This is a genomic window from Tautonia plasticadhaerens, assembly GCF_007752535.1.
Taxonomy (GTDB): Bacteria; Planctomycetota; Planctomycetia; order Isosphaerales; family Isosphaeraceae; genus Tautonia; species Tautonia plasticadhaerens.
Genome location: NZ_CP036426.1, coordinates 4,225,109 through 4,246,000, shown reverse-complemented (window position 1 = coordinate 4,246,000; position 20,892 = coordinate 4,225,109). Strand labels below are relative to the sequence as shown.

Here is a 20,892-nt window from a genome sequence, read left to right as displayed (position 1 = left end):
GAGAACGGCACATGGCTGCGAACTTGGTCCCCGTGCATGCCGGGGAGGGCACCGACCTCATCGGCGAGGCCGACCCGACGGCGGGCGCGGGTCGGGCGACATCCGTCGGGCCCGGAGGATTTGCGCCGCCGATGCGGCCCATCGAAGGTCGCCCGGCGGCTCCTGATCGGGGCACCCGGTCAATACACCCGGGCGATCTCCGGCGAGGAATCGAGGATGTTGCCCTCGCCGTCGGCCGTCACGAAGAAGCTGTCGGCGATCCGGCCCGTGAGGAAATCCTTCCCGACGAAGACGTTCACCCGGTATCGATCGCTCCCCACCCGACGGACCTGCACCCTGAGCAGGTCGTCCGGCTTCCCGAGCGAGTGGACCACCAGTTCGCCGATGAGGCCGTCCAGCGAGTCGCGCACGTCACGTCGTAGCTCATCATCCCGGTCACGTTGCAGGGCCGTGGTCATGGTCGCTCCCTGTGGGCTCGCCCGACTGCGGGGCCGAGGAATCCTGCCGAGGGTCGAGTCATGGGGGGCGTCTCTCGGCCGGCTGGTCTCGTTCGCTCACGCCGGGCTCCCTCCCCCGAGTCGGTCCCCCACCTCGATGACGGGGGGAGGTCCGAAGTCCCGATACAAATCAATTCTACCAGATACTCGCAAATTCACACAAACATGAATGCCGAAAATCGGGGAAGTCGTCCACCGGCCCGGGGATAGCCGACAGACCGGCCCTCCAGCTCGGCGACCTTCCGGGTTTCGTCTTCCGAGAGTCCGAGGCGCCGGACGCACCTGATACCTCCCGGGATGAGCCGCCGAATCGGCCGAAGATCGCCCGATCCCCCCGCATGCGGGCATGGGCGAGCAGAGGCCGATCGAGGGTGATCCGGGGCATCACGTCGGCAAGGGAGGCGAAGGCCCTACGCGCGGGCGAAGAACAGCCCGTCGGTGCAATCCTCATCGACGTGGCGGTTCCGATGCGTGACGCCCTCGACCCGCACCTCGCCGAAGACCTCGTGCAGGGCATCCACGAAGGGGGAACTCTCCGCATACGACCAGACCCCCAGGACGCCCCCGGGGGCCAGGTGCTCCCGGGCCGCCCTCAGCCCCCGGGCGCCGTAGAACGACGCCTGGCCGCCGGCCAGCCGGTCGTCGGGGGAGTGGTCCACGTCGATCAGGATCAGGTCGTGGGCCCGGGCCGGGGCCGAGCCCAGCCGGGCGTAGACATCCCCCCGGGCCACGCCCAGCCTCGGGTCGGCGGCCAGTGCGTCGGAGAGCGGCAGCAGGCCCCGGCCGATCCAGCCGATGACCTGCGGCAGGTACTCGACGACCTCGACCCGCGCCACCCGATCCGACCCCAGCAGCGCGTGGGCCGTGTAGCCCAGCCCGAGGCCCCCGACCAGGACATCCAACCCTGCCGCATCCCCGTGCATCTCCAGGCCGATCGTCGCCAGCACCCGCTCCGAGTCCGTGTGCAGGCTGCTCATCAGGAATTGGTGGTCGAGGGTCACCTCGGTTACGATCGTCCCCGGCTCGGACAGCATCTCTCGCCGCCGCAGGCAGAGGGGGCCCAGGTCGGTCGGCTCGTGGGCGAGGATTTCGATCCCGTGGGGCTTCATGGGCGTGTTGGCCGGTCCGGTGGTGTCGTGTGCGGCCTGATGCCGACTCACGAGGAAGGGCGGGCCGGGCAGGAGGAGCCCGCGCCGGGCGGGGATGACAGCCGCCTCGGATGCCGACCGCCCCGGACGGCTCTCGACCGATCCTACCCGATCTGGGGGCGGGATACCCGACGACCCGCTCCCTGAAGCCATTCCCGCCGCGCCCCACCGGATGCCAAGGACCGCCCCGGCATGCTCCATTGCCCCCTCTGCTCCCGCCGGGTCGAGCCGTACGTCGAGGACCGACGACGCGCCTACTTCCATTGCGCCCGGTGCGATCTGGTTTCCGCCGACCCGGGGAGCCACCTGGATGCGGCGGCTGAGCGGGCCTACTACGACCTCCACGAGAACGACCCGGCGGATCGGGGGTATCGCCGCTTCCTCGGCCGCCTGGCCGGGCCGCTGCTGGGCCGATTGAGCCCGGGGATGCGGGGGCTGGACTACGGCTGCGGCCCGGGTCCGACCCTCTCGGTCATGCTGGAGGAGGCCGGGATGCACATGGAGGTCCACGACCCGCTCTACAGGCCGAATCCGGGTGCGTTGGGGCGGCACTATGATTTCGTCACCTGCACGGAGGTCGTCGAGCACTTCCGCCGGCCCGCCGAGGATTGGGGCCGGCTGACGGCGTTGGTGCGGCCCGGCGGCTGGCTGGGCATCATGACGAAGCTGGTGATCTCCCGGGAGCGCTTCGCCGCCTGGCACTACAAGGACGACCCGACCCACGTCAGCTTCTACAGCCCTGCCACCTTCGAGTGGCTGGGGGTGCGATTCGGCCTGGCGGTCGAGCGCGTGGATCGGGACGTGCTACTCCTGCAAAAGCGGTGAGCGGGGCGACCGGTCCGCAGGCTGGAGGCGGATACGGTACGCATCCGGCTGGATGGCTGGGGTGTATCGAGTGGCAGGCGAAGGGGCCGGGCGGTAGGCATGGGGATGGCCGTTGCCGGACAGGACGGCCCACGCCATCATCGAAGCCGACCACCGACATCCATCGCCGCCCGGCCCCTGACGGATGACCCACCGCCCGGCCCGGACCGCCCGTAACATGCCGCCACGTCTCGTCCTGCTGGGCCTGCTCGCCTCCTCGGCCCTGGCCTACGCCTGGCCCGACCGCTTCGGTTCCGGCTTCGACCCCTTCCTGGCCAGCAAGCCCTACCTCTGGCCCCTGATCGCCGCCGCCATGTTCGTCATCGGCTGGCTGCTGCCCCGGGACGAGGTGCGGCAGGTCGCCCACCGCTGGCCCGCCGTCCTGGGCGGCACGGCGCTCCAGTACGCCGCCATGCCCCTGCTGGCCTTCGGCTTCGGCCTGCTGCTGGCCCCGGACCGGGACGCGCTCGTCGGCATCCTGCTGGTCGGCTGCGTGCCGGGGGCGATGGCCTCCAACGTCCTGACCCTGCTGGCGCGGGGCCACGTCAGCTACTCGGTGGGCCTGACGACGGCGGCCACCCTGCTCTCGCCCCTGGTCGTGCCGCTGGCCATGCGGCTGACCCTGGGGCAAGTCGAGGTCGCCTTCCCGGTAGGCCGGACCGTCGCCGAACTCGTCGGCTATGTCGTGCTGCCGGTCGTGACGGGCCACCTGCTCAGCAGGCGTCTGGCCTCGTGGCGGCGCCTGGTCTGTCGGGTCGGGCCCGTGGTCGCCAACCTGGCGATCCTCTGGATCATCGCCGTGGTCGTGGCCGCCAACCGGGGGCGGCTGGCCCATCCACAGCCCGCCGTGCTGATGGCGTTGCTGGGAGTGAACCTGCTGGGCTACCTGGCCGGGGACCTGGGGTCTCGGGCGTTACGGCTCCCACCGCCGATGCGGCGGGCCCTGACGCTGGAGGTGGGGATGCAGAACGCCGGCCTGGGGACGACGCTGGCCCTGGGCCTGTTCCCGGACCGGCCCGCCGTGGCGATCCCCGGCGCCCTCTACACCTTCGGCTGCATGCTGACCGGGACGGTGCTGGCGTCGTACTGGGGCGGTCGGGTGGCGGCGACGGAGGGGGCGGTACAATCCCCGAGCGTTCCCCCGTCGGTCGCAGAGACACCGGGGACGGGGCTTGCAAACCGGCCCAGATGATCGAATTTGAGGAAGGCGAGGTAAAATCACTTGTAGCCCCCTACATAGGGGCATGGAAAATCACTACAGTCAGATCGAAGGTTTCCCGGGGTATCGCGTCAGCCGGGATGGCGTCGTCGAATCCTGCTGGAACCGCCAGGGGCGACGGGGGGGCATGGGAGATGCGTGGCTCCCGCTGAAACTCATCAAGAATCGGTGCGGCTACCTCGGCGTCAACCTGCATGTCGGCGGCCAGAAGAAACGCCGCCTCGTCCACCAACTCGTCCTGGAATCGTTCGTCGGACCCCGACCGCCCGGTACCGTTTGCTGCCACAATGATGGTGACCCGGGGAATAATCGGGTCGCCAACCTCCGATGGGATACGCCGCAGGCGAACTCGGACGATATCCTGCGCCACGGCAGGAGGAAGTTCGGGGAGGAGGCGCGATCGAAGCTGAAGGAGGCCGAGGTCCTGGAGATTCGTCGGCGGCACGAGGAGGGGACCTCGATGACCCGACTCGGAGCGACCTATGGCGTCAGCCAGCAGATGGTCTCCTACATCGTCAAGGGATTGGCCTGGAGGCACCTCCTGCCGACCTTCGACCCGCTCAACCCCGCCTGATTCGCTCGATCCGTCGAGAGGACGCTTCGCCGACCGCCCGCTACGCGAACCCATCTCGATCGCTGCTTGTCCATCCGTGGCGGGGATGCCTCCGAATCGCCGGTGCTGTCGTCCCTCGAATCCCGGTCCGTCCGGACCGACCCACTCGGCCGTGGAAGCGATCGGGATGAGCCCCTTGTGACCCAAAGGAGCCGGGGCAGCGACGATGGGCCGCGCGAACTACCTCGTCTTCGGCGACCTGCACGGCCGGGTCCTGCCCGCCTTCCGCCTGGCGATGGCCTGGGGGCGGGAGCACGGCGTCCGCATCGACGGCCTCGTGCAGGTCGGCGACCTCGGCTACTTCCCCGACCCCACCCGCCTCGACAGGGCGACCCTCCGGCACGCCGCCGACGACCCGATGGAACTGGGCGTCCGACTGGTCACCGGCTCAAGCCCGGAGGCCGATGCCGTCTTCCACGGCGAGGAGGAGCCGCCCTCGGCGCTCTGGTTCACGGCCGGCAACCACGAGGACTTCGACGCCCTCGCCGGGCTCGCCCGGGACGCCGACCCGGGAGCCGGCAGTTTCGTCGTGGATTCCTACCACCGGGTCCGCTGCCTCCGGGACGGTGCCACCGAGGCCCTGCCGGGCGGGCTGCGGGTCGGAGCCCTCTGGGGCATCGACGACCAGGCCCCCAACGCCCGCCGCCGGACGCCCCGGCCCGGTCGCATCCGGGAGGAGTCCGTCCTGGCCCTGGCCGCCCGATCGTTCGACATCCTGCTGACCTACGAGAGCCCCCGGGATGCGGTGCTGGCCGGCAGCGGGAGCGCGGGGATCGGGCTGGTGATCGAGGCGGCCCGGCCCAGGTTCGCCTTCTTCGGGCACTACGGGGGTCGGGGCGGGTTGGTCGGGGGCGACTTCGGCGGAACGGAGGTCTACCACCTCTGCGGCCTGGAGTTGCGGCTGGAGGGGTCGTGTGCCGAGTCGAGGAGCGTGGGCCTCCTGGCCTTGGAGGATGGGGCCGGGGCGTTCAAGTACCTCGATGACGCCTGGCTGCGGGGCTTCACCCGGCATAACTGGGAGCATCGGTGAGCGGACCGTCCCCCCACCCGCTCACAGCAGCTTCAGGTCCCCGGTGAGCGGTCGATCCGACCGGAGAAGACCGGCCCGGCGGCGCAGCAGGTCGGCGTCGGGACCCGCTACTGCTTTCGGGACTTCAGGGACGGCAGCAGCATGCCCGCCTGCTCCCGGTATGCCTCATAGCGCTCCCCATGGAACCCGACCAAATACCGCTCCTCGAACCGCAGGGCGATGAGGATGTAGACGGTCGTTGCCCCGGCGAACAGCAGGTGCCCGGCGGTCATCCTCGGGGTCGCCCAGAAGGCCAGCAGGAAGCCCGTCATGAGCGGGTGACGGACGTAGCGATAGGGGCCGGGCGTCTTGAATTCGATCGGGGTGTACGGCCGACCGGTGGCGTGGAGGTAGACCTGACGCAGCCCGAACAGGTCGAAGTGGTCGATCAGGAAGGTGGACACGAGCACGAGCGCCCAGCCGGCCCAGAAGATCGCACCCATCAGCCATCGACCGACCGGGTTGTCGATGTGCCAGATGACGATCGGGATCGGCCGCCATTGCCAGAAGAGGAGGCCCAGCAGCAGGCTGCTCGTGAGGACATAGGTGCTCCGCTCGACCGGCGGCGGGACGAAGCGGGTCCACCGCCGCTTGAACCACGGCCGGGCCATCACGCTATGCGGGACGGCGAAGAGGCCGAGCAGCAGGAGATCGACGGGCACCGCAACGCCCATCGGGCTCCTCGGCCTCCCCGCATCGACCGACCTCGGGACGAGGAGGTCGCCGACGAAGCCGACCGCGTACAGCAACGAGGCGAGGAAGGCGAGATAGCTCGCCACGCCGTAGGCCAGGGCCAGGATTCTGCTCATTGCCGCCTGAAGACCCCGTAGGTGAACGCCTGCTGGGAGCCCCAGGGGGTCGTGTGCGTCTCCCCGGCACTCCCGACGAGCGAGAAGCCATTGCCGAACTCTGAGGCCAGCGACCCCGGGTTGTAGCGGCAGACATCGAGGTCGCTGCACCGCCTCGGGCCGTCGTCGGCGAAGGTGGCGATGATGAGATGCCCCCCTGGGAGGACCGTCCGACGCGCCAACTCGGCATACCTCGCCCGATCCGCCGCCTCGGTCAGGAAGTGGAACACGGCCCGGTCATGCCAGATGTCGAAGGTGCCGATGTCCCTGACCTCGGTCACGTCGGCCTCGATCCAACGGACGGCCCCCGAGCGGCGCCCCAGCCGCGCTCTCGCCGTCTCCAGGGCGGTCCTGGAGATGTCGAGCACGGCGACCGTCTCGAAGCCGAGGTCGAGGAGCCGATCGACCAGGACCGAGGCCCCGCCCCCCACGTCGATGATCCGCCCATGCGCGGCGGGGGCGACGGACCGGATGAGATCGAGCGAGAGGGCCGGTTCGCTCTGGTACCAGCTAACGCCCGTCTCGCCCCTGGTCGAATAGACCTGCTCCCAATGCCCTTTGCGGCCCTGACGGGTCATGGCGATTGTCCAGCAGGGGAGATCGAGGCGATCGAGCCCGCCAGTCCTTCATGCCCCTGTGATGCTTCCCGTCCCCGCCTTGCATGCCGTAGCCACTGGCAGGGCCAGGAAGCCCGAGGCCCCCGACTTTGGCGGGGAGTCAGGACGCGAGCCCGACGCCGAGCACGCCCATGACGAACGTCCGCTCGTAGAGGCAGAGCGGGCATGCCTTGAGGCCCAGCCCGACGCTCAGGTAGAGCGAGCCCACGAGCATCGAGGCGGCGATTGCGAGGGCGAGCCCCTCCCAGATGTTGGACTTCATCCCGATCCGTCCCGGGCGCCGGCGGGGCTCCGACTGCTCGCCCCGGGAGGGGGCGGCACGACGAGGCCCATGATGGACGAGGCCCGCCGGGCGGGGCCACCGAACTTCTCGTGATCGCTCGCAGACGCGTCATAAGCCCCGCTAATGGGGCTCAACGCCGATCGGGATCGAGGGGGTGGGCCGTGAGGAAGTGCAGGAAGACGGAGGCGGCCGGCGAGAGCGGACGACGGCCGTGGTGGATCACGTAGAGGTGGCGTGCGAGGTCGAGGCCACGGACCCCGACCGCCCGCAACGCGCCCGAGTCGAGTTCCGGCTGCACGGCTGGGCGGGAGAGGAAGGCCACGCCGAGCCGGCGACGGACCGCATCCCGGATGGCCGAGTTGCTGCCCAGTTCCAGGGCGATGTTCATCCCGGCGAGCGAGGCACCGGCCCGCCCCAGGCCCGCCTCCAGGGCGCAGCGGGAGCCCGATCCCGGCTCCCGGATGACGAGCGGCTCGATGGCGAGCGCCTTGAGGGAGATCGCCTTCCGGGAGGCCCAGGCGTGCCCCGGGGGCACGATGAGCACCAGGAGGTCGGTGCCGATGGGCCGGGATTCGAGGGCGGGCGTCCCGGCCTCCTTCCCCACCAGGCCGAGCGTGGCCCGCCCCGTCACGACATCCCGGACGACCGAGCCGCTGTCGCCCGCCGAGGCCCGGACATGGACCCGGGGATACGCCTCCCGGAAGGAGGACAGCAGGGCCGGCAGGTAGCATTCGCCGGGGACCGAGCTTGCGGCGATCGGCAGGTCGCCCGAGATGGGCGGATGGAGGCCGCCGATGTCCTTGCGGGCCTGCTCGTGGAGGTCGAGGATACGGCGGGCGTAGTCATAGAGCCGGTGTCCCGCCTCGGTCAGGGCGATCCTGCCGGCCCGGCGGTCGAACAGCGAGACGCGCAGCCCCTTTTCGAGGAGGGCGATCCGCTGGCTGACGGCCGCCTGGGTGATGCCGAGGTCGAGCGCGGCGGCGGTGAAGCTGCCCCGCTCGGCGACCCTGGCGAACGTCCCGAGGTGCGGGAGTTCATCGGAGCCGGGGCGGGGATGGGATTCATCCATTGTTCACGGAGGCCATCGAGAGGAGCGGTGCCGGCCGGAGATCGCCGTCCTTGATGATACCCGGGGATCGTCCGAGGTTCTGGTGGAAGGCCCCAAGGGGGGGCTGAGGACGCGCCGGCCCGTGTCAGCCAGAATCAGTCAGTTGCCGACCAGCGCCGGGCCGCCGGCATCGGGGCGCAGCAGCAGGTACCAGCGCCACCAGCCCGCCTGATCCGGCCTCTCGGCGCGCCGGTCCCGGGGTGAAGGCCATCGAGTCGGCGTCGTTGAGCGGCGGGGGCCAGTCCCCGGGCGTCGGGACGCCAAGCAGGCCGGCGAAGCGGTGGAGGTCGTCGATCTCGGCGGCGACAAGCTGCCCGGTCGCCGCCACCGACTCCAGGCGGTCGGTTCGGTCACGATCCTGGGGCCCGACATCATCTCGATGGCTCTTGTCCTCGTCGATCGTCCGTAGCTGGAGCCCTTCAGCCCCCTGGCAACGCCGACCGCAACGCGCCGCCGAGGTCGGCCGAACCCGCTCGCCCCGGTGGGTGTCCAGCCGGCGTGCTCGATGCGCGGCGAGACCGGGAGGCAGACGGGCCATGGAGACGGACGCCGAGATCGAGGCCCTGGTTCGCTCCTTCGAGGAGTTGACCCTGCCCAGGGCCCGATGGACCCACCGGGCACACCTGGTCGCCGCACTCTGGTATCTTCGTCGATACCCGAGGGAGGATGCGACCCGGCGGATCAGGGAGGGGATCAAGGCGTTCAACGCCCGGCACGGCGTCGGGTCCGGCTACCACGAGACGGTCACCCTGGCCTGGGTCGCCGTGGTTGCCCGCTTCCTCACCGAGCATGATCGTGGACAGCCGCTTCCGACCCTGACGGCGGCCTTGCTGGAGGCGTGCGGCGGGAAGGATCATCTCCTGGTGTATTACACCGAGGGCGTCCTGATGTCGGAGGAGGCCCGCCGGACCTGGGTGCCGCCGGACCTTCGGCCCATCGAAGCCGACGATCTGAACGGGGTCGAGTCGAGGACGTAGGATGCTGCTGACGATCACGGCGACGCACCGGCCCGCCACCGACCTCGGCTTCCTGCTGCACAAACATCCCGGGCGGTTCCAGTCCTACGACCTGAGCTTCGGCGAGGCGCACGTCTTCTACCCCGAGGCGTCCGACGACCGCTGCGCCGCCTGCCTGCTGCTCGACGTGGACCCGGTGGGACTGGTCCGGGGTAAGGGGACCGACGGCGGGGGCGGCGCCCTGCTGGCCCAGTACGTCAACGACCGCCCCTACGCCGCCTCCTCCTTCCTCAGCGTGGCGATCTCCCAGGTCCTCGGCTCGGCCCTCGGGGGCCGGTGCAAGGACCGGCCCGACTTGGCGTCCACCCCGATCCCGCTGGAGGCCCGGATCGACGTGCTGCCGGTGCGCGGCGGCGAGCGGTTCCTCCGGGCCGTCTTCGAGCCCCTGGGCTACGCCGTCGTGGCCGAGCGGCACCCGCTCGACGAGCGGTTCCCCGAGTGGGGCGAGAGCCCGTACTTCTCCGTGACCATCGCCGGGGAGGCCACGCTCTCGGACCTGCTGACGCACCTCTACGTCCTGATCCCGGTCTTCGACGGCCAGAAGCACTACTTCGTCGGCGAGGACGAGCTTGAGAAACTGCTGGCCAGGGGGAGCGGTTGGCTGGCAAGCCACCCGGAGAAGGACGAGATCGCCCGCCGCTACCTGAAGTTCCGCCCCAGCCTCTACCGTCAGGCACTCGCCCGGCTGGTCCAGGAGGAGCAGCCGACGGAGGCCGACGCCCAGGGTGAGGAGCGGCCCGCCGACCGGGCCGAGGACGCCCTGGAGCGGCCCCTGAGCCTCAACGACCAGCGGCTCGGGGCGGTCCTGGCGGCGATCCGGGCCAGTGGAGCCCGGCGGGTGCTGGACTTGGGCTGCGGCGAGGGCAAGCTGTTGCGGGAACTGCTCAAGGACCGGCAATTCGAGGAGGTCGTCGGCATGGACGTGCCGATCCGCTCGCTGGAGACGGCCCGGGACCGGCTGAGGCTGGACCGGATGCCCGAGCGGCAGGCGGCCCGCATCAAGCTCATTCACGGTTCGCTGATCTATCGGGACCGGCGGCTGGAGGGGTTCGACGCCGCCGCAGTGGTCGAGGTGGTCGAGCACCTCGACCCGCCCCGGCTGTCGGCCTTCGAGCGGGCCGTCTTCGAGTTCGCCCGGCCGCTGACCGTCGTGCTGACGACGCCGAACCGGGAGTACAACGTCCGGTGGGAGAACGTCGGGGCCGATCGGCTGCGACACCCTGACCACCGCTTCGAGTGGACCCGGCAGGAATTCCGGGCCTGGGCCGAGCGAGTCGCCGTGAGCCACGGCTACACCGTCCGATTTCTGCCGGTCGGGCCGGTGGACGAGGCGGTCGGGCCGCCGACCCAGATGGCGGTGTTCGAGCGGGGCGAGTGAGTCCGGGGGCGGCGGCTCGTGGGAGGCAGGGATCGAGATGGACTCGTTCCGACCGAGATTGCAGGAAGCCCGATCCGCCGGCGCCCGGATGGATGCCCTCTGCGAGTTCAGCGAGTTCTGGCTCGGGCCTCGCCGGTCGGATTACGGAGAATCAGCACGAGCGTTGGGCGTATTTTCCTTGCAAATGCCGCTGAAGCGGCTCTACGAGTTCGCCGGGCGATGGCCGCATCGGGATCATCGAGGGTCGATCCAGTACACCGTCCCGGCGCTCTCGCACCAGGACAGCCTGATGGCGCTCCACAGGCTGAAGAGGACGGAAGACAGGAAGATCGTCTTCCTCCAGGAGAACCAGGGGGTGTGGGACTGCCGGACACTGCCCGAGGGGGACGACCCCCCGGTCTGGTGCTACGGGAACCAGTTCGACGAACATGGCAACGACTTCACCGGGGAGCGGGTCGTCTGCGAGTCCCTGTCCCGGTTCCTCGTGACCTTCGTGATGCAGGAACTCACCTTCGGGTCCCGCCTCTACCTGAGCGACGAGGGCCTGGGCGCCCGGTTCGCCTCGGAACGGGATGCGGCGGTCCCCGTCTGGACCAACGGCCTCTACGTCGGCGGGGCCGTCCAGGACTATTACCTCTGGAGGGGCGTGCTGGTCGCCAACCTCTTCGGCGATGGCAAGCCCCTCGCCGCCAACCACGAGGGGGGCATCCGGTTCCTCACGGAGAACCAGGGGCCGGTCCACGAGATCGCCCTGAGAATGGACCGGCACTGGAGCCTCGACATCCGGTCGGACGGCTCGGCACGCATCCGATACCTGGAATGGCAGACCGACGAGAGCGCCGAGGCACCGGCTGGGACCTTCGAGTTCCCGGCCCTCTCGCAACCTTCACCACAACAGGGTCGGATGAGGGCCACTATGAGAAGAACGCCATGGTGTTCTTCCACCGGAAAGGTCAATCGGGAACGGTCCGGGGCAATCACTTGCATGACGGCGGGCTCGTCACGTCCCTGTTCCGACGTGCCCTCGAACGGGCGACCGAGCCGGATCAGGCTCTCGAACGGCTGCTTGAAACCGAGTGGCATCTCTGAATATCTCGACCTTGTTATTCGAACATGAAAATCACCATCCCCAAGCTGTCCCTCGTCGTCCTGGTCGGCCCCAGCGGCTCGGGCAAGGGCACGTTCGCCCGCAGGCACTTCCGGCCCACGGAGGTCCTGTCGTCCGACTTCTGCCGGGGCATGGTCTCCGACGACGAGAACGACCAGTCCGTCACCAAGGAAGCGTTCGAGGTCCTCCGCTACGTCGCCGGCAAGCGCCTGGCCCTCGGCAAGCTGACGGTCATCGACGCCACCAACGTCCAGCCCGAGGCCCGCAGGCCGCTGGTCGAACTGGCCCGGCAATACCACTGCCTGCCCGTGGCCATCGTGCTGGACCTGCCGGAGAAGGTCTGCCAGGAGCGCAACCGGGGGCGCCCCGACCGGGACTTCGGCCCGCACGTCGTCCGCAACCAGAAGTCCCAGTTGCGGCGGTCGCTGCGGGGGCTCCGCAAGGAGGGCTTCCGGCACGTCTACGTACTGGAGACGCCCGAGGAGGTGGACGCCGTCACGGTCGAGCGGGTGCCCCTCTGGAACGACCGGCGGGACGAGCACGGGCCGTTCGACCTCATCGGCGATGTCCACGGCTGCGGCGACGAGCTTGAGGCCCTGCTCAAGGCGATGGGATACGAGCCCGTGGCGGCCATCCCCGGTGGCCTGTCCCTGGACAGCGGCCCTGTCTACGCCCATCCGGAGGGCCGCAAGGCGGTCTTCCTGGGCGACCTGGTGGACCGTGGCCCCCGGGTCCTCGACACGGTGCGGATCGTCCGCGCCATGGTCCGGCAGGGCTCGGCCCTCTGCGTCCCCGGCAACCACGACCTGAAGCTGGTCCGCAAGCTGCGGGGCAAGAACGTCCAGGTCACCCACGGGCTGGCCGACACGCTGGCCGAGATCGAGGCCCTGCCCGAGGAGGTCCGTGGCCCGTTCTGCGAGCAACTCGCCGACTTCCTCGACGGGCTGGTCAGCCACTACGTCCTCGACGACGGCAACCTCGTCGTCGCCCACGCCGGGATGAAGGAGGAGATGCAGGGCCGGGGCTCCGGCAAGGTGCGTGACTTCGCCCTCTACGGGGAGACGACGGGAGAGACCGACGAATTCGGCCTGCCGGTCCGCTTCGACTGGGCCTCGGAGTACCGGGGCCGGGCGATGGTGGTCTACGGCCACACGCCGGTCCCGGAGCCGCAGTGGCTCAACCGCACGGTCAACATCGACACCGGCTGCGTCTTCGGCGGCAAGCTCACCGCCCTCCGCTATCCCGAGGAGGAGTTCGTCTCGGTCCCCGCCGCCCGCACCTATTGCGAGCCGTCCCGGCCCTTCCTCCCCGAGGACGTGCAGGCCCCGGCGTTGACGGCGCAGCAGGCCCACGACGAGGTGCTCGACGCCGAGGACGTGCTGGGCAAGCGGATCGTCCCGACCCGGCTGGGGGGCAACGTCACCATCCGGGAGGAGAACGCCACGGCGGCCCTGGAGGTGATGAGCCGGTTCGCCGCCGACCCCCGCTGGCTGATCTACCTGCCGCCCACCATGTCGCCGTGCGAGACCAGCCGGGAGCCGGGGCTCCTGGAGCACCCGGCCGAGGCGTTCGCCTACTACCGCAGCGAGGGGGCGCCGCAGGTCGTCTGCGAGCAGAAGCACATGGGCTCCAGGGCCGTCGTCGTCGCCTGCCGGGACGAGGATGCGGCCAGGGAGCGGTTCGGCGTCACGACGGGCGAACTGGGCATCGTCACCACCCGCACCGGCAGGCGGTTCTTCAACGATCTCAACCTGGAGCGGCGGTTCCTCGACCGGGTGAGGGAGGCCCTGACCGCCGCCGACCTCTGGGGCAAACTGGAGACGAGTTGGGCCTGCCTGGACTGCGAACTGATGCCGTGGTCGGCCAAGGCCCAGGAACTCCTCCGGACCCAGTATGCGGCGGTGGGGGCGGCGGGCTCGGCCTCGCTGCCCCGGGCCGTGGCCGCCCTTGAGCAAGCCGCCGGGCGGCTGGAGGGCGAGGAGCGGGAGAAGGTCCGGTCGTCCGAGGCGTCGTACCGCCGCCGGGAGGGGGATGTCGCCCGATTCGTCGCCGCCTACCGCCAGTATTGCTGGTCGGTGGAGTCGCTGGCCGACCTGTAGCTGGCCCCGTTCCACCTGCTGGCCACCGAGGGGCGGGTCCACACGGACAGGGACCACCTCTGGCACATGGAGACGCTGGCCGAGGTCTGCCGGGCCGACCCGGGACTGCTGCTGGCGACCTCGTACAAGGTCGTGGACGTGACCGACCCGGCCAGCCAGGAGGCGGGGGTCGCCTGGTGGTCCGAGATGACGGCCCGGGGCGGCGAGGGGATGGTCGTCAAGCCGCTGTCCTTCGTCCACCGGGGTCGGCGGGGCCTGTCGCAGCCGGCGGTGAAGTGCCGGGGGCGGGAATACCTGCGGATCATCTACGGGCCCGAGTACACGGACGAGGCGAACCTGGGGCGGCTGCGGTCCCGGGGATTGGGCCGGAAGCGGTCGCTGGCGCTGGGGGAGTTCGCCCTCGGGGTCGAGGGGCTGGAGCGGTTCGTGCGGGGTGAGCCGCTGCGGCGGGTCCACGAGTGCGTCTTCGGCGTCCTGGCCCTGGAGAGCGAGCCGGTGGACCCGAGGCTCTGAGTGAGGCCGGAGCGAAGCCATGGACGTGAGGTATGCCCTTGAGCCGGATTTGGGGGCCGAGGAGTTCCTCGACGTGCTGGCCCGCTCCACGCTCGCCGAGCGCCGGCCCGTTAGCGAGCCCGAGACGATCCGGTGCATGCTCCGCAACGCCGACGTGATCGTCGCTGCCCGGGGCGATGGCCTCCTGGTCGGCGTCTCCCGGGCGATCACCGACTTCAGCTATTGCACCTACCTGTCCGACCTGGCGGTGGACGTGGCCTTCCAGCGGCGAGGCATCGGCTGGGAACTGATCCGCCGGACGCACGAGGCGGCGGGCACGGGGACCACGCTGGTCCTGCTGGCGGCGCCGCTGGCCCGCTCGTACTATCTCCGCATCGGGATGGCCCCGCACGACTCCTGCTGGGTGATCCCCCGCATCCCCCAGGCCGGGCCGTCACCCTGACCAGGGCCGTTCCCCCTGGGATGGGGCGAACCGGCACCGATCCCAGGGAGTCCGAGCATGACGGTCCCGTTTTACGACAACCTGGAGGCCACGCCGCTCGACGGGCTCTGCTGCCTCGTCGAGGTCGAACGGGTCTACGGCCTGGACTGGGGCCGCTTCGACGACGGGCACTGGCGGCGGCTCTCCGGCATCTACGAGGGGCTGCCGGGGGCGGTGCGCCACCGGGATGTGCCCTGGTGGTTCGGCGACGACGAGGATGTCCCGCCCTTCCTGCGGGCCTCGGTGGAGCCGCCGGGCTTGCGGGTCTACGGCGTCCTGCCGGAGGCCGACTGGTGGGCCTGGGACGAGCGGTTCCGGGCGGCGGCCGAGGGGCTGCCGACCCGGGCGTGGTGATGGCGGGGGCTGGGCTTCCGTCCGGAGACCAGGGGACTCTCAAGGTGGGGCCTCGAACCCGGCGAGCCGCAGGTGTGTCTGCCAAATCCGGTCGAGGTTGCGTGATGAGGGGGGATACGATCCCCGCCGAGGGGGTTCGCCCGAGCGACCGCCCCGTGGGGCGAACATTTGAGGGGTCCAGTCATGGGGCTCTCGCATGACGAGTTCGTCAAGTACCCGAGGACGCCCCACCTCTTCGGCTCCACCGGGACCGACGACGACAAGCACCTCGGCGAGGCCGAATCCATCCGACTCCTCACTGACGCCTCCCTGATCGTCGAGGAGAAGCTGGACGGGACCAACGTCGGCCTCCACTTCACGTCGGACGGCCGGATGGCCCTCCAGTGCCGGGGGCACCTGATCACCGAGGGGATGCACCCGCAGTACGACCTGTTCAAGCAGTGGGCGGCCGTCAAGCGGCACATCCTGGAGGACCGGCTGGGGGACGGATACATCCTCTTCGGCGAGTGGGTCTACGCCCGGCACTCGATCCACTACCGCCGGCTCCCGCACTACTTCTTCGAGTTCGACCTCTACGACAAGCGGAAGCGGGCCTTCCTGGACCTCCGGCGGCGGCTGGCCCTGCTTGGGGGATTGAAAGGACAAAACTCTTCCGTATCCTGAGACCTTCGCACCAGGAGATCAAGGAGATACGCAGATGCGGCCCAGCCCCGAGATGATCCCCGTCCTCATCGATGCCGCCAAGGCCCTCAAGGGCAGTCCGAAGCGAGTCTTCATGGCCAAGACCGTCGCAGCGATGGGGCGGGGTGGACAACGCTGGGCCCAGGAGCATCTCGGCTGGTGCCGGGAGACCATCCGCAAGGGCACGCACGAACTCCGCTCGGGCATGACCTGCGTGGACGCCTTCTCGGCCCGCCGTCGCAAGCCCGCCGAGGAGCACTTGCCCCGACTCCTCGATGACATCCGCAGCATCGCCGACGGGCAGAGCCAGGCCGACCCCAAGTTCCAGACCAAGGGGCTCTTCACCCGGATCAGTGCCGCCGAGGTCCGACGCCAGTTGATCGCCACGAAGGGCTACACCGACGAGGAGTTGCCCACCCAGCAGACCATCAACACCAAGCTGAACCTGCTGGGCTATCGCCTCTCCAGGGTGGCCAAGTGCCGCCCCCAAAAAGAGTCCCGCAGACCGATGCCATCTTCGATCAACTGAAGGCGGTCAACCCCGAGGCGGATCGGGCCAGGGGCACCCTGCGGCTCTCGATCGACGCCAAGGCGACGGTGCATGTCGGCCCCTTCTCACGGCGGGGCCGGAGCCGGACCGGCACGAAGGCGGCGGATCACGACTTCAAGCCCGTGGCGACGCTGACCCCCTTCGGCATCTTCCTGCCCGAGCACGACGACCTGTGGCTGTACATGGCCCGGTCGAAGGTCACCAGCGACTTCATCGCCGATCGCCTGGAGCAATGGTGGGAGGGCGTCCGCCTGCGGTTCCTGCGGGTCAAGACGCTGGTGATCAACCTGGACAACGGCCCGGAGAACCACAGCCGGCGGAGCCAGTTCCTCAAGCGGATCGTGGCCTTCGCCCGCAAGTATCGCCTGGTGGTGCAGTTGGCGTACTACCCGCCGTACCACAGCAAGTACAACCCGATCGAGCGGTGCTGGGGCGTGCTGGAGATGCACTGGAACGGGTCGCTGCTGGACTCGGTGGAGGCGGTGTTGGGATTCGCCCGATCGATGACCTGGAAGCGGAAGCACCCGGTGGTCAGCCTGGTGGAGACGACCTACGCCAAGGGGGTCAGGCTGAAGCCCGAGGAGATGGAGGCGTTGGAGGCCGAGGTGATCCGCCTGCCGTCGCTTGAGAAGTGGTTCGTGAAGATCCCTCGTAAGCGAGGCAGGCCACGGAAGACGTAGCTTCTTTCTGGTGCCTTGAAGGAACCGGCATCCCCACGGTCCCCGTCGTCCATCACGGATCGCTATCGAGGGACCGGCTTGAGGCCCTGATCGGCCCGTCCTGCTTCGACAGCAGGTTCGAGGACCTGACCACGGGGCATACCGACGACCGGATGGAGGGGCTCTACCTGCGGACGGAAGCCAAAGGCGTCGTCACCGGGCGGGCGAAGTTCGTGCGGCCCGAGTTCGTGGAGAAGGTGAAGCGGAGCGCCCACTGGCAGTACCAGGCCATGACGTTGAACCTGCTGGCAGACGATGCGGACATCTGGTCATGAACTGGGAAACGCTCTCGAACGCCGGGATCGACGGCATCCTGGCGTGGGCCGTCGAGCAGCCCTGGGCACGGGCGATGGCCGGCTGCATGCAGGACGCCGGCTGGCACGCCGAGGGGGACGTGTGGGCCCATACGCAGATGGTCTGCGATCAACTGCCCCGACTTGAGGACTGGGAGTCGCTCACCGTCCACGAGCGGACGGTCCTGGTGCTCACGGCCCTGTTTCACGATGCGGGCAAGCCGCTGACCTCGCAGGTCGATCCGCAGACCGGGCGGGTCACCTCGCCCAGGCACGCCATCAAGGGGGAGCACCTGGCCCGCTCGGCGCTGCGGGACCTGGGCTGCGGCCTGTCGACCCGGGAGGTGGTCTGCCGCCTGGTCCGCTTCCACGGCCGCCCGGCCTTCCTGCTCGAACGGGAGCGGCCGGAGCACGAGGTCGCCACGATGTCCTGGCTCGCCGGCAACCGGCTGCTCTACCTGTTCTCCCTCGCCAACACCCGGGGCCGGTCGACCGCCGAGATGGGGCGACCCGAGGATAACTTACACCTCTGGCGGATGGTCGCCGAGGAGCATGGCTGCTTCGAGCGGCCCTATCCCTTCGCCAACGACCAGGCCCGCTTCCTGTTCTTCCGGCAGTCGGAGCCGAGCCTGCACTACGCCCCGTTCGAGGACCATCGCTGCACGGTGACGATGATGTCCGGCCTGCCGGGGTCCGGAAAGGACACCTGGCTGGCGGCGAACCGCCCCGATCTGCCGGTGGTCTCGCTGGACGACCTGCGGGGCGAACTGGGCGTCGATCCGGCCGACGACCAGGGCGGGGTCGTCCAATTGGCCCGGGAGCGCTGCCGGGAGTTGCTGCGGTCGGGCCGGTCATTCGCCTTCAACGCCACCAATCTGCTGCGCCAGACCCGAGGCCGCTGGATCGACTTGTTCGCCGGCTACGGAGCCCGTATCGAGGTCGTCTACGTGGAGCCACTGTTGCCGGCGATCCTCGACCGGAACCGGCGTCGGGAGCGACCGGTGCCCGAGCAGGTAATCCGGCGGCTTGCGGGGCGGTACGAGCCGCCGACGATGGCCGAATGCCACCGGCTGATCGTCTCCGACGGCCAGCCCGAAGGTCCATGATGGATCATCGTCCTCCGTGGTGTGCGATGGTCGATAGCGGAGGCGACCCAGAGGAGGATGCCGATGGACCTGTTCCAGCAATCGTTGTGCGACCTTCTTCCCAGTGAGGCCCATGTATTCCGGAGGTGTCGCCTCAATACGCCCCCGAGCCCGACCAACACTTCCCGACAAACTGTCGCACCTCGGCGATCCCGCTGGTCCCTTCCACGTCGAGGAATAGCCGGTCCTGGTCCCGGAGGATGCGGCATGCCGGTCGCTCCCGGTAGACGTACTCCCTGACGTTGCCGACCTGCTCCCACTCGCTGCCGTCGTCCAGCCGATGGACCGCCCCCGGGGCATAGCCCAGGAACGTCCCGACGATCCGAGACTCGACTTCGACGTGCATGATCCGGCCCTCCTGGAGCCGGATCATGGGCGCGCGACCACTGATTGTCAAGCGTATAGTTCGTCGCCCTGCGGGCCGCATTGAGGTCGTCGATCGCTGGTCGTCTCCGAAGGTCAGTCGGAGGGGCGATGATTGGACTTCGGCTCCCGACGAGGGCGAAGGTCGAACTCTCAGGATTATGTCGATAGGACTGGACCAGACCCCGATGGCCCGCGCCCGGCCCGCCGGTCGTTGCCGCTGGAGACGGCGCCCGCTATCCTCGGGGGCCGCAAGGGACGGGGCCGACCTGTCCCGGATGCCGGGGTCGATCGCCCTCCCACGGGGACGCGCCATGAAGATCGCCGTCGCCTGCTCGCTCGCCCTCTCCCTGATCGCCGGGGCCGCCCTCGCCCAGTCCCCCGACGACGCCTACAGGCTCGGCTCCGACTCCGAGCCGCACGACGGGGTGCCCCGGGGCGAGGTCGTCGGCCCGCTCACGCTGGCCAGCGAGGTCTACCCGGGCACCACCCGCCACTACTGGGTCTACGTCCCGGCCCAGTACGACCCCGACGAGCCCGCCTGCCTGATGGTCTTCCAGGACGGCCACGCCTTCCTCGGCCCGGAGGGCAATTACCGCATCCCCACCGTCTTCGACAACCTCATCTACCGCCGGGAGATGCCGGTCACCCTCGGCGTCTTCATCAACCCCGGCCACACGGCCGACCAGCCGGAGGCCACCGACGCCGACTGGGGCGACCGGACCACCAACCGCCGGGTCGAGTACAACGCCCTGGACGACACCTACTCCCGGCTCATCGTCGAGGAGTTGCTCCCGGCCCTCAAGCGGGACTACGCCATCTCCGACGACCCGGAATGCCGCGCCATCTCCGGGGCCAGTTCGGGGGCGATCTGCGCGTTCACCGTGGCCTGGCACCGGCCCGACCAGTTCCGCAAGGTCATCAGCACGATCGGCAGCTACGTCAACATCATGGGCGGCCACGTCTACCCCGATCTGGTCCGAGAGGCCGAGCCCAGGCCGATCCGCATCTTCCTCCAGGACGGGATGAACGACAACCGGGGCGTCCGGCGTGGGGGCCGCTACGACCCGCAGTGGGACTGGTTCGCCCAGAACCTCAAGATGGCCGAGGCGCTGGAGGAGAAGGGCTACGACGTGAGCTACGTGTGGGGGATCGGCACGCACTCCAACAAGCACGGCGGGGCGATCATGCCCGAGATGCTGCGCTGGCTGTGGCGGGACCACCCGAGGGAGGACGACCCGGCGGTGCGGGGGCCGCTGGTGCCGAAGGAGGCCGAGGAGTCGGCGAGTGCAGGGACGGACACCGACGAGCGGCCGTAGTCAGGCGGGTCGGGGGAGGGCGACCCCTCGGCCCCGGGGGCATTGAACCGAGCCCTCGCCCGGAGCACCATGGGGGCGTCCGGAACCATACCCGAGGGTGCGTCCATGGGCCGACCACGACCGATTCGACTCGCAGCGCTGCCGGCGATCCTGCTCCTCGCCCTGCCGCAGGCGGGCCGGGCCGCCGACGAGCCCCCACGCCAACGGACCTTCGCATTGACCTATCGGGCGACCGTCCGGGACATCCCCGAGGACAGCGAGGCCCTGGACCTCTGGCTCCCCGTCCCGCAGGACGACGCCAACCAGACGATCCACCGCCTGACGATCGACGCCCCGGCCCCCGTGACCCTCGGGAGGGAGCCGGGCTCCGGCAACCGGTCCCTCCACGTCCGACTCGACCGGCCGCAGGGCGAGGTCACCGTCACGATGACGATCGTCGCCACCCGCCGGGAGAACGCAGGTCGACGGGAGCCCCTGAGCCCGGGGGAGTTGCGGCGTTACCTGGCCCCGGAGCCGCTGGACGGCCCGATCCGCCGCCTCGCCGAGGAGGCGACCCCTGGGCCTGGAGGGGGATGAGCAGCGGGCCAGGGCCATCTACGAGGCGGTC

At 69.8% G+C, this 20,892-nt stretch carries 22 protein-coding genes and 1 pseudogene; 16 read left to right on the top strand and 7 right to left on the bottom strand.

What is annotated here, in order from left to right; translation table 11 throughout:
* Positions 1 to 179: 179 nt before the first annotated feature.
* The gene (locus ElP_RS16965; protein ID WP_145271266.1) at positions 180 to 458 is read right to left on the bottom strand and encodes a hypothetical protein; all 279 of its coding nucleotides are present in this window, start codon (positions 456 to 458) and stop codon (positions 180 to 182) included.
* 449 nt (positions 459 to 907) lie between these two features.
* Entirely contained in the window at positions 908 to 1,606 is a 699-nt protein-coding gene (locus ElP_RS16960) for a polyamine aminopropyltransferase (protein WP_145271264.1), read from the bottom strand.
* A gap of 231 nt (positions 1,607 to 1,837) precedes the next feature.
* Here ElP_RS16960 and ElP_RS16955 point away from each other — a divergent pair, with 231 nt between their 5' ends.
* From ElP_RS16955 to ElP_RS16940, 4 genes are all read left to right on the top strand, one after another.
* Positions 1,838 to 2,470, top strand: a complete 633-nt coding sequence (locus ElP_RS16955) for a class I SAM-dependent methyltransferase (RefSeq protein ID WP_145271262.1) — start codon at positions 1,838 to 1,840, stop codon at positions 2,468 to 2,470.
* A 217-nt stretch (positions 2,471 to 2,687) separates the two neighbouring features.
* A complete protein-coding gene (locus tag ElP_RS16950; RefSeq protein WP_197447062.1) occupies positions 2,688 to 3,701 on the top strand; it encodes a bile acid:sodium symporter family protein in 1,014 nt (337 codons plus the stop codon).
* 52 nt (positions 3,702 to 3,753) lie between these two features.
* Positions 3,754 to 4,302, top strand: a complete 549-nt coding sequence (locus tag ElP_RS16945; protein ID WP_145271258.1) for an HNH endonuclease — start codon at positions 3,754 to 3,756, stop codon at positions 4,300 to 4,302.
* Between the two features lie 205 nt (positions 4,303 to 4,507).
* On the top strand, positions 4,508 to 5,371 hold the full coding sequence (locus ElP_RS16940; RefSeq protein ID WP_145271256.1) for a metallophosphoesterase family protein: 864 nt from the start codon (positions 4,508 to 4,510) through the stop codon (positions 5,369 to 5,371).
* 107 nt (positions 5,372 to 5,478) lie between these two features.
* Here ElP_RS16940 and mddA read toward each other — a convergent pair whose 3' ends face one another.
* The 4 genes from mddA to ElP_RS16920 all read right to left on the bottom strand — a co-directional run bounded on the left by mddA (position 5,479) and on the right by ElP_RS16920 (position 8,227).
* Positions 5,479 to 6,219 carry a methanethiol S-methyltransferase gene (gene mddA, locus ElP_RS16935; RefSeq protein ID WP_145271254.1) on the bottom strand — a complete coding sequence of 247 codons (741 nt, stop codon included), beginning with the start codon at positions 6,217 to 6,219 and terminating at the stop codon, positions 5,479 to 5,481.
* A complete protein-coding gene (locus tag ElP_RS16930; protein ID WP_145271252.1) occupies positions 6,216 to 6,836 on the bottom strand; it encodes a class I SAM-dependent methyltransferase in 621 nt (206 codons plus the stop codon). Before ElP_RS16930 ends, mddA begins: the two co-directional genes overlap by 4 nt.
* A gap of 139 nt (positions 6,837 to 6,975) precedes the next feature.
* Entirely contained in the window at positions 6,976 to 7,137 is a 162-nt protein-coding gene (locus ElP_RS16925; RefSeq protein ID WP_145271250.1) for a disulfide bond formation protein B, read from the bottom strand.
* A 151-nt stretch (positions 7,138 to 7,288) separates the two neighbouring features.
* On the bottom strand, positions 7,289 to 8,227 hold the full coding sequence (locus ElP_RS16920; RefSeq protein WP_145271248.1) for a LysR family transcriptional regulator: 939 nt from the start codon (positions 8,225 to 8,227) through the stop codon (positions 7,289 to 7,291).
* A gap of 575 nt (positions 8,228 to 8,802) precedes the next feature.
* Here ElP_RS16920 and ElP_RS16915 point away from each other — a divergent pair.
* The 10 genes and pseudogenes from ElP_RS16915 (at position 8,803) to ElP_RS16875 (ending at position 18,564) form a co-directional block, all read left to right on the top strand.
* Positions 8,803 to 9,243: a hypothetical protein gene (locus tag ElP_RS16915; RefSeq protein ID WP_145271246.1), complete on the top strand. Its 441-nt coding sequence runs from the start codon at positions 8,803 to 8,805 to the stop codon at positions 9,241 to 9,243.
* A 1-nt stretch (position 9,244) separates the two neighbouring features.
* Positions 9,245 to 10,660: a 3' terminal RNA ribose 2'-O-methyltransferase Hen1 gene (locus tag ElP_RS16910; RefSeq protein WP_145271244.1), complete on the top strand. Its 1,416-nt coding sequence runs from the start codon at positions 9,245 to 9,247 to the stop codon at positions 10,658 to 10,660.
* A 37-nt stretch (positions 10,661 to 10,697) separates the two neighbouring features.
* Entirely contained in the window at positions 10,698 to 11,777 is a 1,080-nt protein-coding gene (locus ElP_RS16905) for a hypothetical protein (RefSeq protein WP_145271242.1), read from the top strand.
* A pseudogene (locus tag ElP_RS16900) lies at positions 11,774 to 14,380 on the top strand (polynucleotide kinase-phosphatase). The gene ElP_RS16905 and the pseudogene ElP_RS16900 overlap by 4 nt, the downstream one beginning before the upstream one ends.
* Positions 14,381 to 14,399: 19 nt before the next feature.
* On the top strand, positions 14,400 to 14,822 hold the full coding sequence (locus ElP_RS16895; RefSeq protein ID WP_145271240.1) for a GNAT family N-acetyltransferase: 423 nt from the start codon (positions 14,400 to 14,402) through the stop codon (positions 14,820 to 14,822).
* A 57-nt stretch (positions 14,823 to 14,879) separates the two neighbouring features.
* A complete protein-coding gene (locus ElP_RS16890; protein ID WP_145271238.1) occupies positions 14,880 to 15,215 on the top strand; it encodes a hypothetical protein in 336 nt (111 codons plus the stop codon).
* Positions 15,216 to 15,398: 183 nt separating this feature from the next.
* The gene (locus ElP_RS16885) at positions 15,399 to 15,878 is read left to right on the top strand and encodes an RNA ligase family protein (protein ID WP_145271237.1); all 480 of its coding nucleotides are present in this window, start codon (positions 15,399 to 15,401) and stop codon (positions 15,876 to 15,878) included.
* A 34-nt stretch (positions 15,879 to 15,912) separates the two neighbouring features.
* Positions 15,913 to 17,126 (top strand): ISAzo13 family transposase gene (locus ElP_RS41215; protein WP_390834704.1). Its coding sequence is split into 2 segments (ribosomal slippage): positions 15,913 to 16,390 and positions 16,390 to 17,126, totalling 1,215 coding nucleotides; the frame shifts between segments, so codons are not numbered across the junction.
* A gap of 152 nt (positions 17,127 to 17,278) precedes the next feature.
* Positions 17,279 to 17,440 (top strand): hypothetical protein, encoded by a 162-nt coding sequence (locus tag ElP_RS38205; protein ID WP_197447061.1) that lies wholly within the window; start codon positions 17,279 to 17,281, stop codon positions 17,438 to 17,440.
* Positions 17,437 to 18,564: an AAA family ATPase gene (locus tag ElP_RS16875; RefSeq protein WP_145271235.1), complete on the top strand. Its 1,128-nt coding sequence runs from the start codon at positions 17,437 to 17,439 to the stop codon at positions 18,562 to 18,564. Before ElP_RS38205 ends, ElP_RS16875 begins: the two co-directional genes overlap by 4 nt.
* Positions 18,565 to 18,697: 133 nt before the next feature.
* Here the strand turns inward: ElP_RS16875 and ElP_RS16870 are convergent, their stop codons facing one another.
* On the bottom strand, positions 18,698 to 18,949 hold the full coding sequence (locus tag ElP_RS16870) for a hypothetical protein (protein WP_145271233.1): 252 nt from the start codon (positions 18,947 to 18,949) through the stop codon (positions 18,698 to 18,700).
* A gap of 331 nt (positions 18,950 to 19,280) precedes the next feature.
* Between ElP_RS16870 and ElP_RS16865 the strand changes: the two genes are divergently transcribed.
* Both ElP_RS16865 and ElP_RS16860 read left to right on the top strand, forming a co-directional pair.
* The gene (locus ElP_RS16865; RefSeq protein WP_145271231.1) at positions 19,281 to 20,285 is read left to right on the top strand and encodes an alpha/beta hydrolase; all 1,005 of its coding nucleotides are present in this window, start codon (positions 19,281 to 19,283) and stop codon (positions 20,283 to 20,285) included.
* 105 nt (positions 20,286 to 20,390) lie between these two features.
* Complete coding sequence (locus ElP_RS16860; RefSeq protein WP_145271229.1) at positions 20,391 to 20,861, top strand: hypothetical protein; 471 nt, start codon at positions 20,391 to 20,393, stop codon at positions 20,859 to 20,861.
* The last annotated feature ends 31 nt before the right edge of the window (positions 20,862 to 20,892 follow it).